At 71.1% G+C, this 24855-nt stretch carries 23 protein-coding genes; 4 read left to right on the top strand and 19 right to left on the bottom strand.

The window, feature by feature from the left end; all coding sequences use genetic code 11:
• Positions 1–11: 11 nt before the first annotated feature.
• Together QFZ71_RS27540 and ligD are read right to left on the bottom strand one after the other, a co-directional pair.
• Complete coding sequence (locus tag QFZ71_RS27540; protein ID WP_307670852.1) at positions 12–1079, bottom strand: ABC transporter permease; 1068 nt, start codon at positions 1077–1079, stop codon at positions 12–14.
• Positions 1076–2137, bottom strand: coding sequence for a non-homologous end-joining DNA ligase (ligD, locus tag QFZ71_RS27535; protein ID WP_307670851.1), 1062 nt, complete (start codon positions 2135–2137; stop codon positions 1076–1078). Before ligD ends, QFZ71_RS27540 begins: the two co-directional genes overlap by 4 nt.
• A 77-nt stretch (positions 2138–2214) precedes the next feature.
• Between ligD and QFZ71_RS27530 the strand changes: the two genes are divergently transcribed.
• Together QFZ71_RS27530 and ppk2 are read left to right on the top strand one after the other, a co-directional pair.
• Positions 2215–3276 carry an ATP-dependent DNA ligase gene (locus QFZ71_RS27530; protein WP_307670850.1) on the top strand — a complete coding sequence of 354 codons (1062 nt, stop codon included), beginning with the start codon at positions 2215–2217 and terminating at the stop codon, positions 3274–3276.
• A 136-nt stretch (positions 3277–3412) separates the two neighbouring features.
• Positions 3413–4378 (top strand): polyphosphate kinase 2, encoded by a 966-nt coding sequence (gene ppk2, locus QFZ71_RS27525; protein WP_307670849.1) that lies wholly within the window; start codon positions 3413–3415, stop codon positions 4376–4378.
• A 94-nt stretch (positions 4379–4472) separates the two neighbouring features.
• Here ppk2 and QFZ71_RS27520 read toward each other — a convergent pair whose 3' ends face one another.
• The 17 genes from QFZ71_RS27520 to QFZ71_RS27440 form a co-directional block, all read right to left on the bottom strand.
• A complete protein-coding gene (locus tag QFZ71_RS27520) occupies positions 4473–5744 on the bottom strand; it encodes a lytic transglycosylase domain-containing protein (RefSeq protein WP_307670848.1) in 1272 nt (423 codons plus the stop codon).
• A 15-nt stretch (positions 5745–5759) separates the two neighbouring features.
• Complete coding sequence (locus QFZ71_RS27515; RefSeq protein WP_307670847.1) at positions 5760–6554, bottom strand: hypothetical protein; 795 nt, start codon at positions 6552–6554, stop codon at positions 5760–5762.
• Positions 6555–6606: 52 nt separating this feature from the next.
• The gene (locus QFZ71_RS27510; protein WP_307670846.1) at positions 6607–7233 is read right to left on the bottom strand and encodes a hypothetical protein; all 627 of its coding nucleotides are present in this window, start codon (positions 7231–7233) and stop codon (positions 6607–6609) included.
• A gap of 59 nt (positions 7234–7292) precedes the next feature.
• Positions 7293–7928, bottom strand: coding sequence for a hypothetical protein (locus QFZ71_RS27505; RefSeq protein ID WP_373465161.1), 636 nt, complete (start codon positions 7926–7928; stop codon positions 7293–7295).
• Positions 7925–8446, bottom strand: a complete 522-nt coding sequence (locus tag QFZ71_RS27500; RefSeq protein WP_307670844.1) for a hypothetical protein — start codon at positions 8444–8446, stop codon at positions 7925–7927. Before QFZ71_RS27500 ends, QFZ71_RS27505 begins: the two co-directional genes overlap by 4 nt.
• A complete protein-coding gene (locus QFZ71_RS27495) occupies positions 8443–9678 on the bottom strand; it encodes an MCE family protein (RefSeq protein WP_307670843.1) in 1236 nt (411 codons plus the stop codon). The genes QFZ71_RS27500 and QFZ71_RS27495 overlap by 4 nt, the downstream gene beginning before the upstream one ends.
• Entirely contained in the window at positions 9675–10928 is a 1254-nt protein-coding gene (locus tag QFZ71_RS27490) for an MCE family protein (protein WP_307670842.1), read from the bottom strand. The genes QFZ71_RS27495 and QFZ71_RS27490 overlap by 4 nt, the downstream gene beginning before the upstream one ends.
• The gene (locus QFZ71_RS27485; protein WP_307670841.1) at positions 10925–12055 is read right to left on the bottom strand and encodes an MCE family protein; all 1131 of its coding nucleotides are present in this window, start codon (positions 12053–12055) and stop codon (positions 10925–10927) included. The genes QFZ71_RS27490 and QFZ71_RS27485 overlap by 4 nt, the downstream gene beginning before the upstream one ends.
• A gap of 1 nt (position 12056) precedes the next feature.
• Positions 12057–13076: an MCE family protein gene (locus tag QFZ71_RS27480; RefSeq protein WP_307670840.1), complete on the bottom strand. Its 1020-nt coding sequence runs from the start codon at positions 13074–13076 to the stop codon at positions 12057–12059.
• Complete coding sequence (locus QFZ71_RS27475) at positions 13073–14104, bottom strand: MCE family protein (RefSeq protein ID WP_307670839.1); 1032 nt, start codon at positions 14102–14104, stop codon at positions 13073–13075. Before QFZ71_RS27475 ends, QFZ71_RS27480 begins: the two co-directional genes overlap by 4 nt.
• A complete protein-coding gene (locus QFZ71_RS27470; protein WP_307670838.1) occupies positions 14101–15390 on the bottom strand; it encodes an MCE family protein in 1290 nt (429 codons plus the stop codon). The genes QFZ71_RS27475 and QFZ71_RS27470 overlap by 4 nt, the downstream gene beginning before the upstream one ends.
• Complete coding sequence (locus tag QFZ71_RS27465) at positions 15390–16193, bottom strand: ABC transporter permease (RefSeq protein WP_307670837.1); 804 nt, start codon at positions 16191–16193, stop codon at positions 15390–15392. Before QFZ71_RS27465 ends, QFZ71_RS27470 begins: the two co-directional genes overlap by 1 nt.
• Before the next feature lie 3 nt (positions 16194–16196).
• On the bottom strand, positions 16197–17069 hold the full coding sequence (locus tag QFZ71_RS27460; protein ID WP_307670836.1) for an ABC transporter permease: 873 nt from the start codon (positions 17067–17069) through the stop codon (positions 16197–16199).
• Positions 17066–18052, bottom strand: a complete 987-nt coding sequence (locus QFZ71_RS27455; RefSeq protein ID WP_307670835.1) for an ABC transporter ATP-binding protein — start codon at positions 18050–18052, stop codon at positions 17066–17068. Before QFZ71_RS27455 ends, QFZ71_RS27460 begins: the two co-directional genes overlap by 4 nt.
• A 568-nt stretch (positions 18053–18620) precedes the next feature.
• Positions 18621–20138, bottom strand: a complete 1518-nt coding sequence (locus QFZ71_RS27450; protein ID WP_307670834.1) for a DUF6801 domain-containing protein — start codon at positions 20136–20138, stop codon at positions 18621–18623.
• A gap of 429 nt (positions 20139–20567) precedes the next feature.
• Entirely contained in the window at positions 20568–21230 is a 663-nt protein-coding gene (locus QFZ71_RS27445; protein ID WP_307670833.1) for a hypothetical protein, read from the bottom strand.
• 182 nt (positions 21231–21412) lie between these two features.
• The gene (locus tag QFZ71_RS27440) at positions 21413–22357 is read right to left on the bottom strand and encodes a hypothetical protein (protein ID WP_307670832.1); all 945 of its coding nucleotides are present in this window, start codon (positions 22355–22357) and stop codon (positions 21413–21415) included.
• Positions 22358–23156: 799 nt separating this feature from the next.
• Here QFZ71_RS27440 and QFZ71_RS27435 point away from each other — a divergent pair.
• Positions 23157–24371 (top strand): helix-turn-helix domain-containing protein, encoded by a 1215-nt coding sequence (locus QFZ71_RS27435; protein WP_307670831.1) that lies wholly within the window; start codon positions 23157–23159, stop codon positions 24369–24371.
• 196 nt (positions 24372–24567) lie between these two features.
• On the top strand, positions 24568–24831 hold the full coding sequence (locus tag QFZ71_RS27430; RefSeq protein WP_307670830.1) for a hypothetical protein: 264 nt from the start codon (positions 24568–24570) through the stop codon (positions 24829–24831).
• The last annotated feature ends 24 nt before the right edge of the window (positions 24832–24855 follow it).

Below are 24855 nucleotides of genomic sequence, written 5' to 3'. Positions count from 1 at the left end.
GGGAGACGGCCTCAGGTGGCCGCGGCCGCATGCTCCGGCGCGCGGGCGCGGCCACCGGGGTGCCGGTGCCGCCACACCCAGAACACCGTGCAGGAGACCAGCGCCCACCCGGCGAGGACCAGGTACGGGAAGACGAACTGGTGGCCCTGGTAGTAGACGGCGGTGTGCTGGGCGTTGACGGACGCGCCCGGCGGCAGCCAGCGGCCGATGTGGCCGAGCGCGGAGGGCAGCAGCGGCCAGGACACCGCGCCGCCGGAGGACGGATTGCCGAGCAGCACCATGACGCCCCAGGTGGGGATCATCGCCCAGCGCCCCATCAGGGTGTTGAACATGGTGAAGACCATGCCGGAGGTGAACATCGTGAACGCCAGGATCAGCCAGGACTGGACGAACGGCAGGTCCACCGCCCCCAGCCACCAGTCCACCGCCGCCGCGATGGCGAAGCCGCCGAGCAGGGCGTAGGCGAGGGTGAAGGCGATGCGCTCGGCCGGGTTCAGTCCGTGGGCGTGCACGCTGAGCTGGAGCGCGCCGAGGAAGCCCATGATCACGGCGGCCAGCGAGATGTAGAAGAGGGCGAGGCCGCGCGGATCGCCCCGCTGGAGCGGTTTGACGTCCGTGACCGTGACCTCGGTGCCGGTGGCGTCGCCCGCCTCGACGCCCGCTTTGCCGAGCAGTTCGGCCACCGACGCCCCGGACGCCCCGGCCACGTCGAGCGCCACCCCGCCGCCGGTGGCGCGCACGATCGCGAAGACCTTCTGTTCGTCCAGAGCGCGGCGGGCGGCGGCGTCGTCCGGGTAGTCCTTCAGCTCGAGCGAGGCATCGAGCGCCTTCTCCATCCCGAGGACGAACTCCCGGCCGCCCCGCACCTCGGGTTCGGTGACCAGGGCCGCCGGGATGCGGTGCGGAGTCGGGTTGGCCATGGCGTACGTGTAGGAGCCGGCGAAGAGGCCGGCAGCGGCGGCGATGATCAGGACGAGGACGGTCGCGGGGAGGAACGGGCTGTTCTTGTACGCCTTCCAGCGCTCGCGCGGTGACAGCGGGCGGCCGTGGCCCCCGTGCTTCTCGCTGCTCCCCCTCACGCCTTCCCGCCGTCGCGGTCGTCGCCGGGCCGGTCGTCATCGTCGTCATCGCCGTCGTGACGGGCCCGGCTGGGCTGGACGCGCTTGGGTTCGCCGGGCATCTTCGGATACTCCGGCGGATACGGCATGTCCCCGAGGCCGCGCTCCTTCTCGTCCCGGTCGGCCAGCTCCAGCAGCCCGTCGAGCCGGAACGCCTCCTGGTCCATGTCGGCGTGGACGTCACCCACTTCGGCGTAGCGCACCGGGAGGGTGCGGATGTCGAAGTCGCGCGGTTCGGCGTCGTCGATCTCCTCCCAGCGCAGCGGCGCGGAGACCGGTGCGTGCGGGAAGGGGCGTACGGAGTAGGCGGACGCGATGGTGCGGTCGCGGGCGGTCTGGTTGAAGTCGACGAAGATCCGCTCCCCGCGCTCCTCCTTCCACCACGCCGTCGTCACCCGTCCGGGCATCCGCCGTTCCAGTTCGCGTCCGGCGGCGATGGCGGCGCGCCGCACCTCGGTGAAGGTCCAGGCCGGCTCGATGGGGACGAAGACGTGCATCCCGCGCCCGCCGGAGGTCTTGGGCCAGCCGCGTACCCCGTGGTCCTCCAGGACGGAACGCAGCTCGTGGGCGGCCGTGACGGCGTCCGCGTAGTCGGTGCCGGGCTGCGGGTCCAGGTCGATGCGCAGCTCGTCCGGGTGGTCGGTGTCCCCGGCCCGCACCGGCCAGGGGTGGAAGGTGAGCGTGCCGAGGTTGGCGGCCCAGATGACGGCGGCGAGCCCGGTCGGGCAGATCTCGTCGGCGGGCCGGCCGCTGGGGAAGGCGATCCGGGCGGTGGGAATCCACTCGGGGAGGTTCTTCGGGGCGCGCTTCTGGTAGAAGAAGTCGCCCTCCACGCCGTCCACGAAACGCTGGAGGGTGGTGGGCCGGTGGTTCAGGGCGCGCGTGATGCCGGGCCCCACGGCCAGGAAGTACTCGGCCACGTCCCTCTTGGTGTAGCCCTTCTCAGGGAAGTACACCTTGTCCGGGTTGGACAGCCTCACGGCCCGCCCATCCACGTCCAGCTCCACCGCTGCTCCCATGACGGTCACCGTAGGCCGGTCGCACATCTGCCGCACATCGGGAGACACCGGTCGATGGACGGTGAAGAATCGGGGCCATGGATCTGCCGGTGATGCCACCTCTGAAGCCGATGCTCGCCAAGTCGGTGGCGAAGATCCCGCCGGGCATGGCGTACGAGGCGAAGTGGGACGGCTTCCGGACGATCGTCTACCGGGACGGTGACGAGGTCGAGATCGGCAGCCGCACGGGCAAGTCGCTGACCCGCTACTTCCCCGACCTGGTCGACGTCGTACGGGAGAACCTTCCGCCGCGCTGTGTGATCGACGGGGAGATCGTCATCGCCCACGAGGGGCGGCTCGACTTCGAGCGGCTCGGCGAGCGCATCCATCCGGCGGACTCGCGGGTGCGGATGCTCGCGGAGCAGACCCCGGCGAGCCTGATCGCCTTCGACATCCTCGCGGTGGACGAGACCTCACTGCTCTCCACGCGGCAGGCGGACCGGCGCGAGGTGCTGAAGGCGGCGCTCGCCGGGGGCTCCGCGCCCGTGTTCCTCGCCCCGTCCACCACGGACATCGACCTCGCGCGGGAGTGGTTCGACCGGTATGAGGGGGCCGGACTCGACGGGATCGTGGCCAAGCCGCTGGACCTCCCCTACCGGCCCGACACCCGCGCGATGTACAAGATCAAGCACGAGCGGACCGCCGACGTCGTGGTGGCGGGCTACCGCGAGCACAAGAGCGGCCCGGTCGTCGGCTCGCTCCTGCTCGGCCTGTACGACGCACAGGGCGTGCTCCAGCACCTCGGGGTCTGCGCGGCCTTCCCGATGAAACGACGCGCCGAACTGGCCGAGGAACTGGCCCCGTTGCGCTGCGACTTCACCGAGCACCCGTGGGGCGCGTGGGCCGAGGCGGCGGCGCACGAGCAGTCCCGGCTGCCGGGGACGCAGAACCGCTGGTCGGGCAAGAAGGACCAGTCGTGGGTGCCGCTGCGCCCGGAGCGGGTGTGCGAGGTGGCGTACGACCACATGGAGGGCGACCGGTTCCGGCACACCACCCAGTTCCGCCGGTGGCGGCCGGACCGGTCCCCCGCCGACTGCACGTACGCGCAGCTGGAGGAGGTCGTCTCCTACGATCTCGCCGAGGTGCTGGCGGGCGGCTGATCGAAAGGCCCTCGTGACGGTGGGCATGGACGGCGGGAGCGGGGGCACGTTCCGGTGCGGGAGAGGGTCCACCCGCGGCGGGGTGGGCCCTCTCCCGCACCGGTTTGATGTCGAGGCGGACGGGGAGACCAGGGCGATGACCGAAGGACCGCAGTCCGACCCGGCGGAGCTGCTGAAGGGGCTGACCGTGGACGGCAGCCGGCCCGAGCAGCCCGTCCTGCTGGACGACCGGGGCCGCCCGATCGAGACGTGGCGGGAGAACTATCCGTACGACCGGCGGATGAGGCGCGGGGAGTACGAGCGGGTCAAGCGCGTCCTCCAGATCGAGCTGCTCAAGCTCCAGCGCTGGGTCCGGGAGAGCGGGCAGCGGCTGGTGGTCCTGTGCGAGGGCCGTGACGCGGCGGGCAAGGGCGGGACCATCCAGCGGTTCACCGAGCGGCTGAACCCGCGAGGCGCGCGCGTGGTCGCCCTGGAGAAGCCCACCGAGCGCGAGAGCGGCCAGTGGTACTTCCAGCGCTACGTGGCCCAGTTGCCGACCGCCGGGGAGATCGTCTTCTTCGACCGTTCCTGGTACAACCGGGCCGGCGTCGAGCGGGTGATGGACTTCTGCACCCCGGCGCAGTACGAGCACTTCCTGGAGCAGGCCCCGCAGTTCGAGCGGATGCTCGTCGAGGACGGCGTGCTGCTGGTGAAGTTCTGGTTCTCGGTCTCCCGCAGCGAACAGCGGACCCGCTTCGCGATCCGGCAGGTCGACCCGGTCCGTCAGTGGAAGCTGTCGCCGACCGACCTGGCATCACTGGACCTGTGGGACGAGTACACGACGGCGAAGGTCGAGATGTTCCGGGCCACGGACACCACGTACGCGCCGTGGACCGTGGTGAAGAACAACGACAAGAAGCGCGGCCGGCTGGAGGCCATGCGCAGCCTGTTGTGGCGGTTCGACTACGACAGCAAGGACGAGAAGGCCGTCGGTACGCCGGACCCGCTGATCGTCGGCCCTGCGGACACCCTGCTGGAACCCGGCGAGGAGCGGGCGGACCTCTCGCCCACCCCCCTCACCGGCCGGTCGGAAGGGCCGGGCAACCACCCCGGACGGGGCTGACGAGGGCGCTGTGCCCGGATGCCGGGGGCGGGCGGTGACGCCGTCCGCCCCCGGCATCCGGTGCCGGGTGCAGGAGCTTCGCGGGGTGCCGGGGTCAGGCTCCGGAGCCTTCGACCGGTGCGCAGGGGTCGCCGGGCTCGGCCTGGCCGCTCGCGGTCTCCTCGGCCGGTGAGGGATCCGCCGGGGAGGGGGGCGGGGTTTCGCCGGGGCAGCCCGGATCGGTCTCGCCGGGGTCGGGCGGGGTGGTGGGGTCGGTCGGGTCGGGGCTCGGGCTCGGACCCGGCTCGGTGGGGCCCGGATCGGTCGGGTCTGGGCTGGGGCTGGGGCTCGGGCCGGGGTCGCCGGGACCGGGGCCGGGGTCCGTGGGACTGGGGCTGGGGCTCGGGGAGCCGGGGCCCGTGGGCCGGGGCGTGGGGGTCGGGCTGGGCGGCTTGGTGGGCTGCGGGCCGACGACGATTCCCCCGCCGCCGTCGCCCTTGCCGGGCCGCTGCGGAGCGCCCGAGTCGGCGACCGGGGCCTTGGGCCGGGTCGTGCCGCCCGGTCCGGGGCTGGCGGGGAGGACGCCCTGGCCGTCGGCGACCGGATGGCTGCCGTCGCGGTAGAAGTCCAGCCAGGACAGCACCGTCCGCAGATAGGTGCCGGACTGGTTGTAGCTGAGGATCGCCCGGTCCAGGTCGGCCGGGCGGGTCAGGTCGCGGGTGCCGGCGCAGAGGTAGCGGCCGGCGGCGAGCGCCGCGTCGTAGATGTTGTGGGGGCTCTTCCGGCCGTCGCCGTTGCCGTCCGCGCCCCAGTTCGCCCAGGTGGAGGGGATGAACTGCATCGGCCCGACGGCCCGGTCGAAGGTGCGGTCGCCGTCGTACGCCCCGTCGTCGGTGTCCCGGATCAGGGCGAAGCCGTTGCCGTCGAGCGCGGGGCCGAGGATCGGGGAGAGCGTCGTCCCGCGCTTGTCGACCCGCCCGCCGGACGCCTGGCCGGACTCGACCTTGCCGATCGCCGCGAGCAGCTGCCACGGCAGCCCGCATCCCGGATCCCCGCGGCCCACGGTCTTCTCGGCCTTGCGGTAGGCGGCCAGCACGGTGGCCGGGATGCCCGCCTCCGACCAGGCGCGGGCCACGAGAGGGTCGGGTTTCGTGCCGGGTTTCAGGGGCGCGGGGGGCTCGGGGGATTCCAGGGGCGGCAGCTCGGTGTGGTACGCGTCGTCGCCCGGCACCTCGCTCCACAGGACGTCGTCCGAGGACGCCGCCTTCTCCTTCCGGGGCTCGGGCGCCGTGAAGCCGGGAGCCTGTGACGCGGTCAGCGCGGTCATCGCGGCGAGAGCGGTGGCCGTGGTGCCGAGCCGACGCCGCACCGTGCGGTTGAAGCTCATGTCGGTTCCCTTCGCTCAGCGGGTGAACGTGTCGATGGCGGCGATCAGCCAGGTGTCCCCGCGGCGGACGGCGTCCACGGCGAACATGGCCGCCGCGTACGTCGTCTCCTCGTCCTTGCCGGTACGGGTGTTGCTCTGGTCGGCGAAGACCAGCAGCCGGGCGCGGTCGCCGTCGAGGAACTCGACCCCGCTCTCGGTCACGGTGGTGGTGAGGACCAGCTTCTGCTTCGGAGCCTGCTCCCGGACGTCGGCGAGCATGTCCTTGTGCTGCTGCACCGCGCGGCCGGTCAGATAGGTGCTCGCGGCACGGTCGGCCCGGGCGGGCGAGGCGTAGTCGTACGAGAACACCGCGCCGACCGCCTCGCTGATGCGGCCCTTCACCTCGCTGGTCCGGCCGATGTCGGTGAGCGCGCTGTTCTGCCGGGCCGGCTCGTCGCGGAGGCGGTCGGCGGAGGTGAACGCCCAGACGGCGAAGGCTCCCAGGAGCACGGTGAGGGTGCAGAGCACGGCGGGCAGCGTGACGCGGAGGCGGGAGCGGCCGGGCCGGGACGCCTCGGCACGGGGTGTGTCCGCAGAGGTGTCGCCGGCGGAACTGGGGTCGGCTCCGGCTCCGGCTCCGGCTCCGGTTCCGGCTTCGGTTCCGGCTTCGGCGGTACCGGCCGGGTCCGGGTCCGTGGCGCGGTCGGCGGCGGTGTCGCCCTCCGGCGCTGCGGTGGTCAGCACGCCGCCCGGTTCCGTCTCGGCTCCCGTTCGTGAGGGCGTCGTGGCCATCCGGCGGCGGCGGTTGACGAGGTGGCGGGTCGTCGACATGGGGTGGTTCCTCTCCGGGGCGTACAGGGCGGGGCGGGTGCGGATACCGGGGTCAGCCGGCCGTGGCGCCGACGGGAGCCTGGCCCAGCGCGCTGAGCTTCCACCCCTCGGAGGTCCGGGTGAGGCTGCCGAGCAACCGGCTCTCCTTCACCGCCGGTTCGCCCTCGGGGGCGGTGACGGTGACGCGCAGGGCGACCATCACCCCCGCGCGGCCCGCCCGTTCGTCCAGCTCGGTCACCGCGCCGGAGAGGACCTTCGCCGTGCTGACCGTCTTCGCCTCGGCGATCTGCTTGGCGAACGCGTCACGTCCGTCGACGAGTTGGCGGTGCAGGTCACCGGTGGTGGACTGCTCCCAGCTGTCGAGCCCCTGCTCCAGCGACGTGTGGTCCAGGGTGTTCATGTTCTGCACGGCCTGCTCCCCCGCCGCCAGCGCGTCGTCGCGCGCCTGCGCGAAGGACGCCGCGTCGTCGTTCGCGGCCTGGTAGCGCTGCCAGCCGCCCCAGCCCGCCGCTCCGGCCGCGCAGACCACCAGGGCCAGCGCGGCGAGCAGCAGCGGGTTCCCCGCTCTCGTCCGTGCCGTTCCGGAGCGTTCGGTGCCGCCGGTCGTCCCGGCGTTCCCGCTGTTCTCAGCGGTCTCGCCGCTCTCGGTCTTCGCTGTCGCCGTCCGCTGCCGTGCCATGTGGTGCCTCTCCCCTGCCTGCCGAACCGGACCGGTGTGCCGTCGCCTCCGGTCCGCCGTCATGTGGAGCCGATCTCCACGATCCACCAGCGTCCGTCGCGCAGTTCAGCGGTCACCGTGAGCTGCGCCGCGGCGGTGGTGGGTGCGCGGCCCTGCCGCTCATAGACCTGGTCGAGGAAGACCAGGAGGTGGGCGCTGTCGTCGGTCAGCCGGGTCACGCCGGCCCGGACGACCTCGCTGGTGAGCGTCAGCTTCTGGTCGGCGGACTGTCGCTCCACCTGGCCGAACAGCGCCGCGTACTGCTGGAGCGCCTTGCCCGTCAGCACCTGCTTCGCCGCCGCCCGCGTGGTGGCGGTGGAGCCGGGGGCGTACGAGAAGATCTTCGCCAGGGCGCTGCTGACGTCGCCGGTGACGCGGGTGGTCGCCGCCGCGTCGGTGAGGGCGAGGTTCGCCGTGGCCGGGGTGTCTCGGAGCTGGCGTCCCTCGGCGTACAGGACACCCCCGGCGGCGACGAGGGCGACCGCCAGCAGGGCGCCGAGCACGCGCGGCCACCGGCGGGACGACGCGTCCGCACCGCTGTCCGGCCCCGGACCGGGCCTCTGCGTCTCCGCCTCCGCCTCCGCCTCCGGGACACCGGTTCCGGGTTCGACGGCGGTCCCGCCGTCGACCGTGGTCACTCCTCCGTGCCGCGTCATCGGCCGCCGTCCGTTCCTATCGCGGTGAGCGCCTTGACCTTCCAGCCGTCGGCCGTACGGGCGAGGGTCGCGCCGAACCGTTTGCGCTGGGTGCCGGCCGCGCCGGAGCGCGGGGTGACCTGGACGTCCACGGTGGCGATCAGCTCCGCCGTGCCCGTGCGCTCGTCCAGCGCGGTGAGCGCCGCCGACGTGACCTTGCCCTCGGCCGTGTCGCCCGCTGTCGTCAGGGACTTCGCGTCGGCCTTCCGGGTCCGCTCCAGCTGGTCGTGCAGCGGTCCGGTGGAGGAGTCCAGCCAGGCCCGCAGCCCGGTGTCGACCCGCTTCGCGTCCGTGCCGTCCAGGCTGTTCAGCGTGGCGAGGTGCCGTCGGCCCTCGGCCAGCGCGGTGTCGCGGGCCTTCGCGTAGGACAGGGAGCTGTCGCCGCGCGCCTGCCCGTACGACCAGGCTCCCAGTCCGCAGACCAGGGCGGCGGCGAGCAGAACGGCCCAGCCGCCCAGGTGCCGGGTGCGGGCGGTCACGAGGCGCCTCCCATACCCAGCAGTCCGGCCATGCCCTCCGCGCGGGGCTCGGAGTTCGCGGACGTGCCGTCCACGGTTCCGGGCAGCTTCATCGAGCCCGGTACGGCGGGCTCGGGCACCGGGCCGCCCTTGGGCGCGTTGGCGCTGCCCCGGACGTTGATGCCGGTGCCGGGCGAGGAGGTGCAGCGTGCGGCGGTGTTCACGGCGGGCCCGCCCGAGGTGTCGAGGCCGTTGCGGTAGACCGTGCCGCCGTATCCGGCGGTGCAGGGCAGCGGCTCGAAGAAGGTGAGGGACATACCGAACCGGGCGCCGTCGTCGTCGACCGCGCTCGCGCCGGCGGCGACCACGGCGGGCAGCTTCACGAGCAGTTCCTCCAGGCCGCGTTGGCGGGTGACGGCCACCTCGGAGGTGGTGAGGAGGTTGGCGACGACGACGCCGAAGGCGGGGTCCACGTCGCGCAGCAGTCCGCTGATCTGGAGGGCCGCGTCCGGGGTGGCCGCGATGAGGCGGCGCAGGTCGGCGTCGGAACCCTTGAGTTCGGCGGCCAGTTCCTTGGCGCCCTTGGCGAACCCCTTGAGCGCCTGCCCCTGTTCGGCCTGGGTGCGCAGGACCTTCTCCCCGTCGGCCATCAGCCGGGTGGTGACCGGGAGCGACCGGTCCGCGGCCTCCACGAAGTCGCCGCTGCTGTCCAGCAGGACCTGGAGGTCGTCGCCGCGCCCCTCGAAGGCGGCCCCGAACTCCTCGACGACGGTCCGCAGGCTCTCCAGGTTCACCGAGCTCGCCAGGTCGTCGACGCTGGAGAGGACATCGGTGGGGGGCGCGGGGATGGTGGTGTCGGCCTCGTCGATGACCGAGCCGTTGCCCAGGAAGGGCCCGTCCTTGCGGGTGGGCCGCAGATCGACGTACTGCTCGCCGACCGCCGAGAGGTTGGCGACGACGGCCGTGAGGCTGTCGGGGATCGGCGGGGCGTCCTTCTCGATCCGCAGTTCGGCCTCGACGCCTTCCTCGGTCAGCTCGATCGGTCCCACCCGGCCCACGGAGACGCCCCGGTAGGTGACGTTGGAGTGGGTGTACAGGCCGCCGGTCTGCGGGAGCTGGATCTTCACGGTGTAATAGCTGCGCAGTCCGACGTAGTGGCCGAGGTCGGCGTAGCGGACTCCGAGGTAGCCGAGGACCAGGACGGCGATGAGGAGGAAGGCGATGTTCTTGATCCGGATGGCGGGGGTGATCACGGGGTCGCCTCCTTCGTGGGCTTCGACGACCCGGACGCGGACGGCTGCGAGGCGCCGGGTGCGGTGGACTCCGGCGTGCCGGGCGCGGTGGTCCTCGGGGTGCCGGAGACGGCGGGCAGCGGCAGCGGGAGCGCGCCCCGGAGCGACGCGGCCGGGCCCTCGCCCTCGGCCGGAGGCTGCGGGATCCCTGGCGGGTCGGGGGTGAGGGCCGGGATGATCCGGGTGCCCGGCATGGCCGTCACGTCCAGGTAGACGTTGAGGTAGTCGCCCTTGACGCCGCGCAGCACCTCATCGGTGAAGGGGTACGTGAGCAGCACCTGGAGGGAGTCGGGGAGGTCCTGCCCGGAGTCGGCGAGCGCCTTGAGGGTCGGCGCGAGCGCCTTCAGGTCGGCGATCATGTCGGCTTTGCTCCGGTTGATCGTGTCGACGGCCACGGTGGAGAGGGTGTCGAGGGAGCGCAGCATGGTCAGCAGCGAGCCGCGCTGCTTCTCCAGGACCTTGAGTCCGGGGCTGAGGCCGGTGAGGACCGTTCCGACGTCCTGTTTGCGGGTGGCGAGGGTGGCGGCGAGCCGGTTGACCCCGTCGAGGGCCTTGGTGATGTCGCCCTTGTTCTCGTCGAGATTGGTGACGAGGGTGTCGATCCTGTTGAGCACGGACCGGATCTGCGGTTCCTGCCCGGCGAGCGCCTTGTTCAGCTCGGTGGTGATGGTCTTGAGCTGGTTGACGCCGCCCCCGTTGAGGAGCAGGGACAGGGCGCCGAAGACCTCCTCGACCTCCGGGTTCCGGTTGGTCCGGGAGAGGGGGATGCGGCCCCCGCTCGCGAGCGTCCCCTCCGCGGTGCCCTCGGGGGGCGGGGCGAGCTGGATGTACTTCTCGCCGAGCAGGCTGGACTGTTCGAGCCGGGCGTAGGCGTTGCCGGGGAGCTTGATCTTCCCGTTGACCTGCATGGTGACCCGCGCCCGCCAGCCGTCCGGGGCGAGCGCGATCTTCGTGACCCGCCCCACGGCGACATCGTTGACCTTGACCGAGGACTGCGGGGCGAGGCTGAGGACGTCGCCGAACTCGGCGGAGACCTCGTACGGCCGGTCGCCCAGGTCCGCACCGCCGGGCAGCGGGATCTGCTCGATGCCGTTGAACGTCGGGGCGTCGGGGCGGACCACCACCAGGGCGATCAGCGCGCCGGTGGCGAGCAGGGCGACGGCGGCGACGGCCGCCCGTGCGGCCGGTCTGCGGCGGGCGTCGTCGTTCATCGTTCCGCCCCCTTCTTCTTGCCGGGCTGCTTCTCGGGCGTGCCGTACACCGTGCCGACCTCGGGCAGCGGGAGGACGGGCAGGACCTTGCGGCGGTTCGCGTCCACGGGGGCCAGGCCGGTGAGCCGGCCGGCCGCCGCGGCGGCCCCCGGCTCCACGAGCGGTCCGCCCATGGACAGTTCGTTGAGGTTGGTCCGGCCGTTGAGGGTGCGGTGGGCCGGGTCGTACGCGTTGAGGACATTGCCCGCCGCGAGCGGCAGGGTGTCCATCGCCTCCGCGAGCGAGGCGCGCTGGTCGACGAGCGTCTGGGTGACGGGCACCAGGGCCTCGACGTTCTTCTTGAGCGAGCCGCGGTTCTTGGCGATGAACGCCTTGACCTGGCCGAGCGCGGCTCCCAGCTCCTTGAGGGCGGCGCTGAGGTTCTTCTTGTCGTCCGCCAGGAAGGAGGTGACCGTGTTCAGCTGCTGCTCGGCGCTGCGGACGTTGCCGTCGTTCTCCTTGAGCATGGTGGTGAAGCTCTGGAGATAGGTGAGGGTGTCGAAGAGGTCGCCGCTGCTCTTGTCGAGGGTCTTGGTGGCCTTGCCGAACTGCTCGATGGAGTCCCCGATGGCCTTGCCGTTGCCGTCGAGGTTCTTCGCCCCGGTGTCCAGGAGCCGGGCGAACGCCCCGTCGGCGTTGGCCCCGTCGGGCCCGAGCGCGGTGGAGAGCTCGGTGATGGAGGCGTACAGCTCGTCGACCTCGATCGGGGTGGCGTTGCGGGCGGCGGGCAGCACCGCGTCGTCCGCGAGCCGGGGGCCGCCGTCGTAGGCCGGGGCGAGCTGGATGTAGCGGTCCGCGACGAGGCTGGGGGCGACGACCACGGCGTGGGCGTCCCGGGGGACATCGATGCCCTGATCGATGCTCAGGACGACCTTCACCTCCTCCCCGCGCGGTTCGACGGACCGGACGGTGCCGACCTTGACGCCGAGGATGCGCAGGTCGGATCCGGCGTAGACGCCGGTGGCGCGCTCGAAGTAGGCGGTGACGGTGACCTTTCCGTCCTCCTCCAGGGCGCTCACTCCGGTGGCCGCGGCGACCGCGACGAGGGCGAGGCCGACGGCGATGCCGGTGATGCGGGTGCGTCTCATGTCAGCGGCCCCCTTGCTGCCGGGGTGGCATGCATCCGGTCGCCGGGCCGGTGCCGGCGGGCAGGTAGTTCTTGGGCACGACGCCGCAGACGTAGTTGTCGAACCAGCGTCCGCTGCCGAGGGTGTTGCCGACGAGGCGGCTGTAGGAGCCGGTCGTGGCGAGGACCTTGTCCAGGCTCTTGCGGTTCTTCACCAGGACGGCGGTGACCCGGCTGAGGGAGTCCAGGGTCGGCCCGAGCTGCTTGTCGTTGTCCCGGACGAGTCCGGCGAGCTGGGTGCCGAGGTCGCGGGTTCCGGTGAGCAGCAGATGGATGGAGTCGCGGCGGGCCTGGATCTCGCCGAGCAGCAGGTTGCCGTCCTCCAGGAGGGTCTCGAAGCTGCTCTTCTTCCCGGCGAGGGTCTTGGTGAGCTTCTTGCTGCTGCTGAGCAGGGTGGCGAGCTGGGCGTCGCGTTCGGAGACCGTGCGGGAGAGGGCGGAGAGCCCGACTGCGGCGCTCCGGACGTGGGGCGGGGAGTCCTTGAAGGTGGCGGAGATCGTGTCGAAGCTCTTGGCGAGCTGTGCGGTGTCGATCTCCCCGATGGTCTCCCCGAGCCCGTTGAACGCCTGGGTGACGTCGTACGGGGAGGTGGTGCGGCTCGCGGTGATACGGCTTCCGGGGTCCTGCGGGGCGTCGCCCAGGGGATCGACGGCGAGGTACTTCTCGCCGAGCAGGGTCTTGATGGCGATGCCGACGGTGGAGGAGTCGCCGATCCAGGCGTCCTTCACCCGGAAGTCGACCCGGACCTTGGCCCCGTCGAGCGAGACGCCGGTGACCTCTCCGACCTTCACACCGGCGATGCGTACCTCGTCGCCCTCGTCGAGTCCGGCGGACTCGGTGAAATCGGCGCTGTAGGACGTGCCGTTGTCGACGAAGGGCAGGGAGTCGGCGCGCCAGGCGGCGAGGCCGACCAGGGCGAGGACCAGGAGTCCGACGACGGCGACGGCGACCGGGTTGCGTTCCCGGATGGGGGTGATTCTCATGCCAGGCACCTCGGTTGGGTGATCGCGATGCCGGTGGGCGGCTTGCTTCCGTCGTCGTGGGTGACGCCGCTGACCTTCGCCTCGCAGAGGTAGAGGTTGAGCCACGATCCGTAGGACGTGAGTCGGCTGATGGCCGCCATCTTGGCCGGGGTCTTCTGGAGGAAGTTCTCGATCTGCGGGGTGCCCTTCTCCAACTGTCCGCTGAGGCGTCCCAGTTGACGGATGTTGTCCTTGAGCGGCTTGCGGCCGTCCTGGAAGAGGTCGGCGGTGACGGTGGTGAGCGCGCCCATCGCGGTGATGGCCTCGCCCAGCGGCCTGCGGTCACCGGAGAACCCGATGACGAGCTTCTGGAGGGTGACGACGAGGTCGTCGAAGCCGGCTTCCCGGTCGTTGACCGTCTTGAGGACCGTGTTGAGGTTGTCGATCACCTCGCCGATCACCTTGTCCTTCGCGGCGACGGTCGTGCTGAGCGATCCCACGTGCCGCAGGATGCTGTCGACGGTGCCGCCCTCGCCCTGGAGGACCTGGACGATGGAGCCGGCGAGCTGGTTCACGTCGGGCGGGGACAGCCCTTCGAAGAGGGGCTGGAAGCCGTTGAAGAGCTGGGTGAGGTCGAGCGCCGGGGTGGTGCGGGAGAGCGGGATGGTGTCGCCGGGCCGGAACGTTCGGCCGACCGGCCCGGCGCCCTGGTCGAGGTCGACGTACCGCTGTCCGACCATGTTCAGGTACTTGATGGAGGCCGTCACCGAGGCGGGGAGGTCCCGCCCCTTGCGTACGGCGAAGGCGACCTCGGCGATCCGCCGGTCCGCGACCCGCACGGACTCGACCTGGCCGACCTTCACCCCGGCGATCCGGACGCTGTCGCCGGGCATGAGCCCGGTGGCGTCGGTGAACCGCGCCCGGTACGTGGTGGTGTCGCCCACGCCCGTGTTGGCGATGGAGAGGCCGAGGACGGTGGTGGCCAGCGCCGTGACGACGATGAAGACGAGGGACTTGACGATCGGTCCCGTGAGCGAGCGGCGTTTCACTTGAGCTTCACCTCCGCACCGCGGAAGGCCGGGCCGATGAGCACGCTGCTCCAGTCGGGCAGGTCTCCCGGCGCCACCTTCAGCGAGGGTGCGACCAGTTCGTTGACGAGCTGGGACTCCTGGGGCGAGTTGGGCAGTCCGAGCGCGGTGTCCGCGTCACCGGCCGGTGCGGGCGGCGGCGCGGTGACGTCGGCGGCCCGGCGGGTGTCGGCGGTCGGGGCGTGCTTGCCGACGTACGGCACCGAGTAGCACTTCGGTCCGCCCGAGGCGTTGTAGACCGGCCGGTCCCTGCCGGGGACGTACTTGCCCTTGGAGGGAACGGGTTTGATCGACACGTGGAGCCCCGGCTCGTTCGTGCCCTTGCCGAGCGCCTTGTCCATGGCGGGGACGAATCCGGCCATGGTGCGCAGGGTGCAGGGGAACGACTCGGCGTATTCCGCGAGGAGTTCGAGGGAGGGGCGGCCGGCGGCGGAGAGCCGGATGATGTTGTCCTTGTTCGCCCGCAGGAAGGTGGTCATGTCCCGCGCGGCGGCCGTGGTGGTGCCGTGGAGCCCGGCGAGGCGCGCTTCCTGGTCGGCGAGGGTGGAGCTGGTGACCGTGGCGTCGGTCAGCGCGTCGAGAACGTCCGGCGCGGTGTCCGCGTAGAGCGTGCTCACCTTGACGAGTTCCTTGATGTCGGCGTTGAGAGTGGGAAGTTGGGGGTTGAACTTCTTCAGGTGGCCGTCCAGCGTGGTCAGCGTCTCGCCGAGGCGCTCGCCGCGTCCCTCCAGCGCCTGGGAGACGGCGTTGAGGGTGGCGGAGAGTTTCTCGGGCTTCACGGCGGTCAGCAGCGGCAGGACGTTGTCGAGGACCTGTTCCAGCTCGATCGCGTTGCTGGAACGGTCCTGCGGGATGACCGCTCCGGCCCGCAGGGTCGCGCCGGCGGGGACGCGGGGCGGGACGAGGGCGACGAACCGTGCCCCGAAGAGGGTGGTCGGCAGCATCTGGGCGGTGACGTCGGCGGGGATCCGGTCGAGCTGGTCGCGGTCGATGGCGAGGGTGAGGCGGGCGCCGTCGCCGTCGGAGTCGATGGAGCGGACCTGGCCGACGACGACGCCGCGCAGCTTCACGTCGGCGTTGTCGTGCATCTCGTTGCCGACCGCGCCCGTGCGGACGGTGACGGTGGCGTCATCGGTGAACTTCTTCTCGTACACGGCGACCGAGACCCACACCAGGACGGCGGGCACCAGGAGGTAGGTGACTCCGGCCAGACGGCGGCGGACCGTGCGTGTGCTGGATGTACGCATCAGCCGGCCACCTTCACCGTCGTCGTGGCGCCCCAGATGGCGAGCGAGAGGAAGAAGTCGGTGACGCTGATGAGGACGATCGCGTTGCGTACGGAGCGGCCGACCGCCACGCCCACGCCGGCGGGTCCGCCGCTGGCGTGGTAGCCGTAGTAGCAGTGGGCGAGGATCACCAGCACGCTGAAGATCAGCACCTTGAGCACCGACAACAGGACGTCCTGCGGGGAGAGGAAGAGATTGAAGTAGTGGTCGTAGGTGCCCGCCGACTGGCCGTTGAAGAAGATGGTGATGAAGCGGGAGGCGACGTACGAGGAGAGCAGCCCGATCGCGTACAGCGGGATGATCGCGACGACTCCGGCGATGATCCGGGTGGTGACGAGGTAGGGCATGGAGCGGACGCCCATCGCCTCCAGGGCGTCGACCTCCTCGTTGATCCGCATCGCGCCGAGCTGCGCGGTGAAGCCCGCGCCGACGGTGGCGGAGAGGGCGAGTCCGGCCACCAGGGGGGCGATCTCACGGGTGTTGAAGTAGGCGGAGACGAACCCGGTGAAGGCCGAGGTGCCGATCTGGTTGAGGGCCGCGTACCCCTGGAGTCCGACGACCGTGCCGGTGGACAGGGCCATGGCGACCATCACGCCGATGGTGCCGCCGATGACGCCGAGGCCGCCGCTGCCGAAGGAGACCTCGGCCAGCAGGCGCTGCACCTCCCGCAGATAGCGGCGCAGGGTGCGCGGGATCCAGAGAAGGGCCTTGATGTAGAAGGCGAGCTGGTCGCCCGATCGGTCGAGCCGGCTGAGCAGCGTCATCGGTCAGCTCCCCTTCGCGGGGACGATCTGGAGGTAGATCGCCGTGAGGACCATGTTCACGAAGAACAGCAGCATGAAGGTGATGACGACGGACTGGTTGACCGCGTCGCCGACGCCCTTGGGGCCGCCGCGTGGGTTGAGGCCGCGGTAGGCGGCGACGATGCCGGCGATGAAGCCGAAGACGAGGGCCTTGAACTCGCCGATGTAGAGGTCGGGCAGCTGGGCGAGGGCGGAGAAGCTCGCGAGGTAGGCGCCGGGCGTGCCGTCCTGCATCACCACGTTGAAGAAGTAGCCGCCGAGCGTGCCGACCACCGAGATCAGGCCGTTGAGCAGGAAGGCGACGAGCATGGTGGCGAGCACGCGGGGGACGACAAGGCGCTGGATGGGCGAGACGCCCATGACCTCCATCGCGTCGAGTTCCTCGCGGATCTTGCGCGAGCCGAGGTCGGCGCAGATCGCGGAGCCGGCGGCCCCGGAGATCAGCAGGGCCACGATGAGCGGACTGGCCTGCTGGATCACCGCGAGGACGCTGGCGCCGCCGGTGAAGGACTGGGCGCCGAGCTGCTGGGTGAGCGAGCCGACCTGAAGGGCGATGACCGCGCCGAACGGGATGGAGACGAGGGCCGCGGGCAGGATGGTGACGCTGGCGACGAACCAGAACTGCTCGATGAACTCCCGTACCTGGAAAGGCCGCCGGAAGATCGCGCGGGCCACGGCGACGGCGAGCGCGAACAGCTGCCCGGTCTGACGGAGCGGTGCGAGGAGCCGGGAGGGCCGCCGCCGGCCGGTGGCGGGACGGGCGGCCGCGTCCTGGCCGGATGTGGGCGGGTCCTTCTCGGGCGGCCCGGGCGGCCGCACCGGCATCGGGGCGGTCACGCGCGCGCACCTCCCGCGGCCGGGGCGTAGCTGTTGAGGATCGCCGTACGGGCGGCCTCCGGCAGCTGGCCCATCATCGACATGACCCGCTCCCGGCGGCGCAGCGCGCCCTGGCGTACCGGCATGCCGGGCGAGGGCTCCAGCTGGGGGACGACCGTGCGGGGCCCGGTGGGGAGCGGGGCGGTGTCACCCAGTTGCTCGGCGGCGAGGGTGGCGGCGTCCTTCTCCTCGGACATGCCGATGGGTCCTTCGCGGCGTCCGGCGAGGAACTGGGAGACGACGGGCGTGTCGCTGGTGAGCAGCACCTCGCGCGGGCCGAAGGTGACGAGGTTGCGGCAGAACAGCATGCCCATGTTGTCGGGGACGGTCGCCGCGATGTCGAGGTTGTGGGTGACGATGAGCATCGTCGCGTCGATCTGGGCGTTGAGGTCGATGAGGAGCTGCGAGAGGTAGGCGGTGCGGACCGGGTCGAGCCCGGAGTCCGGCTCGTCGCAGAGGATGATCTGCGGGTCCAGGACCAGGGCGCGGGCGAGGCCGGCGCGCTTGCGCATACCGCCGGATATCTCGCCCGGCAGCTTCCCCTCGGCGCCGAGGAGGCCGACGATGTCGATGCGCTCCATGACGATCCGGCGAATCTCGGATTCCTTCTTGCGCGTGTGCTCGCGCAGCGGGAAGGCGATGTTGTCGAAGAGCGACATCGAGCCGAAAAGGGCCCCGTCCTGGAACATGAGGCCGAAGAGCTTCCGGGTCTCCATGATCTCGCGCTCGGGGCTGTTCACCATGTCGACGCCGTTGATGAGGACGCGTCCCTGTTCGGGCTTGAGTAGCCCGATGATGGATTTCAGGAAGACGGTCTTGCCGGTTCCGGAAGGCCCGAGCATGACGCTCACTTCACCGGCGGGCAGGGTGAGGCTGACGTCCTGCCAGATGTTCTGCTTACCGAAGGACTTCGTCAGGCCCTCGACGACTACTTCGATTCCCATCGGCCCTCCCTCGAAATGGCGGTGAACGTGTTCATCGTTGGCGCTCCGGCTCTACTGAAAGCGATGGCGGCTCGTCACACATGCACCAGGGGGCGCACGCTATGTCCGTCGAAACCGCCAGGGCAAGCCGTTGAACAGCGGTGATCGACGAACGCGGGGGTCAGGTTGGATCACTTGTCATTCGGTGACAAGTCCGGTCGTCGTCCTTGTCGAAATCTGCGCACGTGCCCGGCGTCTCGACCGGGGGTGTTCCAGGGCCGGAGCGGAGCGAACCGGGCCCGAGCGTGCCCGCCAGCAGGTGCGCAGGCGCTTTCGATCGGCATGTCTGGGACGCTACGGGCCAGTAACCTGACTTCGCAATACTGGGTACAGATTTTCCTCGGCGAGAATTCATGCGGGCCGGGGGTTTGTCGACGGGTGAGTAATCCGCCCGCCAAACCTGTCGGATGATGAGGAATCATGCGGGCGGTATTCCGGCCCGGCGGACAGAAAAGAGCCCTCCCGGTCCCGGGGAACCGGAAGGGCTCTCTCGCCTTTCACCTGTCGGCGGCCCGCCGGCCGCCCGTGCTCACCGTTCGGGCTTCGGCTTCCTCGGGGGGCAGTCGGGCCCTTCCGGGTTGGTCGCCACGCACAGGGGCGCCTGGGTCATCTTGGCGTAGTTGTCGGCCTTCTTGCCGGGGCTGGAGATGGCCGAGGTGAAGATCGGGTCGAGGTCCTCGCCCACGCCGCAGCCCGTGAACGGCGGGATGTGGGCGTACCCGGTCAGGCTGCCGCCGTACGCCACCAGGTAGCCGGCCGGAGGATAGCTCTGGCCGTACCCGCGCAGCACCTGTTCGAACGGCCGTTCCGTACGGCAGTCGGGGCCCACGTCCAGGGGCACCCCGTTCACCTCGACGTCGGAGAGCCGCATGACGAGCCGAGCGGTGACCGTCGTCTCCTCCGGGTAGGTCGGCGTGTTGGTGACCGTGTGCGTGTGGATCGCCGCCGGCGGGCCCACCTGCTCCAGTGTCATGGTCGCGGTTGTCGGCATGAAGCCGTAGGTGAGGAACGTGGCCTTCGTCGGAGGGAGTTGACGCTTCCCCTGGTAGTCGAAGTTCACCTCGGAGGTGACGTCGACGGTCGAGGCGCAGGAGTCGTTGATGTAGCGCTTGTTCAGCACCACCTTCATGAAGGCGGGCCCCAGCGCCGCCGCGCCGTTCAGCTTGGCGGCGTTGGCGTAGCCGGCCGCGTAGGTCTCGGCGGTGGTCATCACCCACTCGGGCGGGATCTCGATCGGGCAGCTGCCCGGGTCGTCCTCCAGGGCGTCGAGCCGCTTGTCGGTGAGGGCGTCGATCTTCTCCCGTGCGTTGGGCGGCAGCCCCTCGGCCGGACGGCCCGGAGTCGGCTCCGGTGCGGGGTCGCTCTCGCCCGGCCGGGGTGCCGGGGCCGTGGGATCCTGGTCGCCGCGGATGTCCACGGCGGCCAGTTCGGCCTCCTGGCCGGGGACCGGTTCGCAGGCGACGTCGAGGCCGGGGGGCGTGGTCGGCTCGCCGTCCGCGGTGTGCGAGGAGAGCGCCAGGGCGAGCGCGGCCGGGGCCAGCGTCGCCCGACCGGGACTGCCGAAGGCGACCGTCGGCACCTCCCCGGTCGCGGTCAGGGTCAGGCCGCCCCGGTCCTCTCCCTCCCCTTCGCCCTCGCCGGGCTTCGGCAGCGCTGCTGGCGGGGCGGTCAGGTCCTGCCAGGAAGCGTCGGCGGACCGGTCGCCGACCGTGTTGCGGACCGTGAGCCGCGCGGTGGCCGACAGGGTCTCGGCGTCCAGGTCGCCGAACCGGGCGAGCGCCGTGGCCGGCAGGCCGACCTCGACGGAGACCTGGCCGGGGCGGATCTCCTCGCCGGTACGGGCAGAGGTGGGGAGCACCGCCGAGACGACGACCTCCACCTCCTCGGCCCCGGAGGGAAACGGGCAGTCATAGCGGAGGGCGACCTCCGACTTCTGTTCCGCGGCGGCCGATTCGGCACTGGGAACCAGCGCGGTGGCGACGACGAGCGCCCCACCCACGGCCCAGTGGATCGGTCGTCTCGCCGCGGCGCGTGCATCGACGGTCATACGGATGTGTCCTTCCGGCGCGCGTGGGCCCAGCGGGTGGGCGACTGCGGAGCGGGTCCGGTGCTGGGCGGCGGCTGAGCGGGCGGAGCCCCGGGCGGGCCGCCGACGGACGTCGGGCGGGGCCCGGCCGTGCTCCGGACCGGTGCGGCCGGACGGCCCCTACTCACGGGTACGCTACGCACGCCGACGACGCCTGGGAAGGGCCGCGTTCGCGTCCGGATCACCGGTGCGCGGACTTTGGCAGCCGGTGACAACGCACCGCCCCGGACCTTGTCGGCGGGTGCGTGAAAAGGCGGGGCCGGCGTGGTGGCACAGCACGTGCTCCGTGGTCGGCGTCACGGGTGTTCCGTGACGTGGTCGTGCCCGGCCGCCGGGTACGCACGGCCGGGCACGACGTTCAGGTGGTGCGGCAGGTCATCGGGTGCGGGATCAGCCGCTGATGACCGGGGACTTGCCCGTGGTGGCGCTGACGAGCGTGTACAGGCCCTGGAAGCTGGCCGTGGTGCCGACGATGCCGCAGCCGCCGCCGACCTTGTTGGTGATGGACAGGGTGAGCCCGCCACCCGCCGTGTTCAGGGTGCCGTTGCTGCCGCCCGCGGTCGGGTTGTTGTACTTGGCGGCGACCTTGCCGGTGACGTCGAAGGAGCAGGGACCGAGGACGCTGCTGCCGGTCACCTTCGCCTTGATCGCCCGGATCTCACCGGTCACCTGGCCCGTGGAGTTGGTCCCGGCGCCCGCCGCGTAGTCCAGGCCCCAGATCTCCCACGGCGGCGTGGTCGTGGTGGCCACGGTCCAGGTGGAGCTGAACGGACCGGTGCACGGCGAGTTGAACGAGATCGCCGTGATGTTCGCGAGCTTGGCGGGGCTGCCGGCGACCGGGGACGTCGGCGCGTTGCCGGAGGCTGCCGAGGACGCGCACTGGATCTTGTTGCCGTTGTTGTCGGTCAGGACCGTCACTCCGGCGCTGCCGTTGAAGTTGCCGGTCGGCGTGATCGTCCAGCTGGTCGGCGCGGCGACGGCCGACGGGGCCGCCAGGACCACGGAGGCCGCGGCGGCACCGATAGCGGTCAGGACACCGGTTCGCTTGAACATGGGGGTACTCCCTTTACTCGTCCCGTTGGGGAATTGACTGAACGTGAGTGGAGAGGCTGCTGCGCTGTACCTGGCGGTGCCGGACGGTGCGGCACGCTGTGGGGTCCACGGCGGCGGCTTACGGTGCGCGGACCTGGACGTGAGGACGTTTCCCGCATCACCTCCTCGTGCGGGCGGGCGGCCTACCGCTTCGCGGAGTGCCAGAACTCGGACAGCTTCCGTCCCTCGTTCGGCGCGAGGCCGGCGGGGTCGTAGGGGCTGCCGAAGTAGGTGGTGGTGGCGTTCAGCTTCACGCTGTTCTTGCCGGAGGCGGACGGGAGACCGGTCTTGAGGTTCACCGCCCAGTTCAGGAGGCCCGCTCCGCAGCCGCTGGCCCCCGGAACGGCGAACGTCGTGTCACCCTGGTCGGCGCCGTCGAAGGTGTAGCGACCCATCTCGCCCTCGTCGTCGTTCGGCGTCCCGTCCGCGGAGAAGCGCTGGAGGGAAAGGGTCGGCGCCGTGGTGTTCTGCGGCCTCAGGAGCACCGGGTCCGCGGTGGTCCCGATGTAGCACTTGTCACCCAGGAACGGATTCTTGAGGTGGATGCGGACCGGGATGGTGAGAATGGGCTCACCGGTGGAGAAAGCCGCCGCCATATTGAAGTCGCGGGGCGCTCCGGCCGGTTCGATGGTGGCCGTCACGCGGTTGAGATTGTTGTCCGTGAGCTGGCCGCAGATTGCCGAGACGACGGGAATTCCGCTGGGGCACATCAGACCGAGCAGGCCGCCCGGAATCTCCGCCGGGTCGGCGGTCAGCGCGCCCTCGGACGGGGCCACCAGCGAGGTGGTGCCGTCGGAGCGCTGGATGACGCCGAGTTGCAGGTCGGTGTTGCCGGTGGGGACATGCGACTTGCCCAGCGTGATGGAACCGGTGGCCGATCCGGAGGATATGCAGGTGGCGATGGTGTTGATGCCGTCCGCGGCCAGCATGGCGGGGGCGTCGACCGGGCAGCGGTCGAAGGGCGCCCAGTCGCCGTTGAGCTGAGTGGCGGTGGTGGCGGCGGTGGCCGAACCGGTGGAGAGCAGTGCGCCGAATGCCGTGAACGCCGCGAGCAGACCCACGCGGGTTCGATTGGAAACAGATCTCATGTCGTCCCCTCTGTCGGCCGCTGGGGCGCGGCCTGATGCACGAAAGCTGAACGGTGCTGCAACACATGCCCGCACCGTGACGACCGTCGACGGTGATGGGGCCTCGGGTGGGCCCGGGGGCGGAGGATCTGAGCATCAAATTTCGGGCAGATTTTTCGACCGAATTGATCGAGGCGTGATGTTACTTGCCGGAAACAGCGCGACACAATCCGTCCGCCTAAGATTCTTTCCAGCACCCTCTTTTTGATCCGGAAATGAGCATCCGGGAACCGGCCCCTTGTCAAGGAATGCGCACGCCGGGCCGGGAAAGCGCGCGCCGGCGGCGCGAACCCCGCAGGGGGTGCGCAGGCGGGACCGGCCGGGTGGGCTCGGCGGAACTCCTGCCTCCGCTCGCCGGCAGATCTCACGCAAATCAGCCACCCGGCTGAAAATGTTCGCCCAACGCCAGGCGTTACCGCGGGTTCGCCGTGGTGAGCCGCCTGCCACAGGAACCGACAGGGACGGCACGCGGCCCACGGGAAACACCGCCGGGAGTGCGGAACGTCTTTGTTGTCACCTTCGGAGCAGGCGGCCGGAATTCATTGTCCGAAAGCGCGCAGTACCGTCCGACCTGCACGGAAGTCGCACCGCGCCACCGGGATGCGTGGCCCCTGCACGCCGATCTTGTCCAAGTGGTGTGCAGTGCCAGTCACTTGGTCTATCTTCGTCGCGGACTTGGTACGCACCTGTCGGTTCGTGGGAGCGCTTTCCCCCCACCGCCTCACCCCACCACCGGGCGCCGAGAGCAAGGGGACTTGTCATGGCACATCTCATACAGCCGTTGGACACCGAAGACCCCCTGGGGCCCCTCCCCCAGGAATTCGCGGCGATCATGCGGCCCGAACTGCCGAGCCTCATCAAGGAAATCGGTGTCGAGGTCACGCGGGCCTACCCGGAATACGCCCGTCTGCTCGACGGACCGAACGGTCAGGCCATCCGGGTGGGCGTGGAGCAGAGCCTCTCCTCGTTCGTCGACCTGGTGGCCGAGCCCACCTCCTCCACCGCGCTCCGGGACGACATGTGCCGGCGCTTCGGGCGGTTCGAGGCGTACGAGGGCCGGACCATGGACACCCTCCAGGGGGCCTACCGGCTGGGCGCACGCGTGGCGCTGCGGCGGGCGAAGAAGGTGGGACAGAGCTACCGTCTCTCCCCCACCCTGCTGCTGAGCTTCGCCGACGCCCTCTTCGCCTACGTCGACGAGCTGGAATCCCTGTCCAGGGAAGGATTCCTGGAGGTGCAGTCCCAGTCGGGCGAGCACAGCGAGGCCCTGCGCCGCCGCCTGCTCCACCTCATCCTCGCCGGACGGCCGGCACCCGGCAGCGCCATCGCGGACCTCTGCGAGCAGGCGGCCTGGGCGCTGCCGGAAGAGGTCACGCTGATCGCCGTACGCGCCCCGGCGGAGCTGGACCGGATGCGCGCCGACCGCGACCTCCTCATCGACCTCAGCGCCCCTCAGCCGCATCTGCTCATCCCCGGCCCGATGACCGACGCCCGAAGATCCATGCTGGAGCAGGCCCTGCCGGACACCCGCGCGGCGATCGGGCTGACCGTCCCCACGGCGCTGGCCTGCGAGTCGGTCCGCTGGGCCCGCCGGGTCCTGGAGCTCGTCGACTCCGGCGTGATCGACGACGCCCCGCTGATCCGCTGCGAGGACCACCTCATCACCCTGTGGCTGCTCTCCGACCCCGCCCTGCTGGACCAGCTCGCCCAGCGGGAGCTCGCCGCCGTCGCGGGGATCAGCGCCACCCGCCGGGACCGGCTGGTCGAGACGCTGCGGATCTGGCTCGACACGCGGGGCACGGCCGCCCAGATGGGTGCGCTGCTGGATGTCCACCCGCAGACCGTGCGCTACCGCATGCGCAGCCTGGAGACCATCTTCGGTGATCAACTCGTCGATCCCGAGAGCCGTTTCGCCACGGAGGCGGTGCTGCGAGCCCTGCGCCTGCGTTCCCGCTCCACCGGCACATCACCCTGATCCGGAGCACGTTCGGCGCGACGGGTCAACTTACCGGCGGGTAAAGCGAAATAGACGGTCAGTCCCAAACGGTTGCGACACGGAGACGTATCCGACGAGAAACCCGGAACCGCGTCCCGTACACAGGAGGGAACCTGCCGCCGATCGGGCGGCGGGCCCCGCACCGCCTCCAGGCCGACCACCCGAGAGGGCCCCGATGACCGCCTCGCACCTCCTCGTCCCCGTGCCGATCCCGGACCGGGTCGCCGCGCTGATCGGTTCGTGCATTCCGCCGAACATCCTCCAGGCGGAGTTCGACGCCGATTGCGCGGCCCGCGAGGTCCGCAGGTTCCGCGGCCCCCGGCTGGGCGTCGAGGACCAGGCCGACCGCGAGCAGGCGCTGTCCGACCTGGCCCGCGCCAACAAGGTGCTGGCCGCGCATCATCCCCACCTCGCCGTGCTGCCGGGCTCCCCCTTCTGACCCGCACCCGCGCGCGCCGCGCGC

The organism is Streptomyces sp. V2I9 (assembly GCF_030817475.1).
Classification (GTDB): Bacteria; Actinomycetota; Actinomycetes; order Streptomycetales; family Streptomycetaceae; genus Streptomyces.
This window is presented reverse-complemented; position numbering and strand designations above follow the sequence as displayed.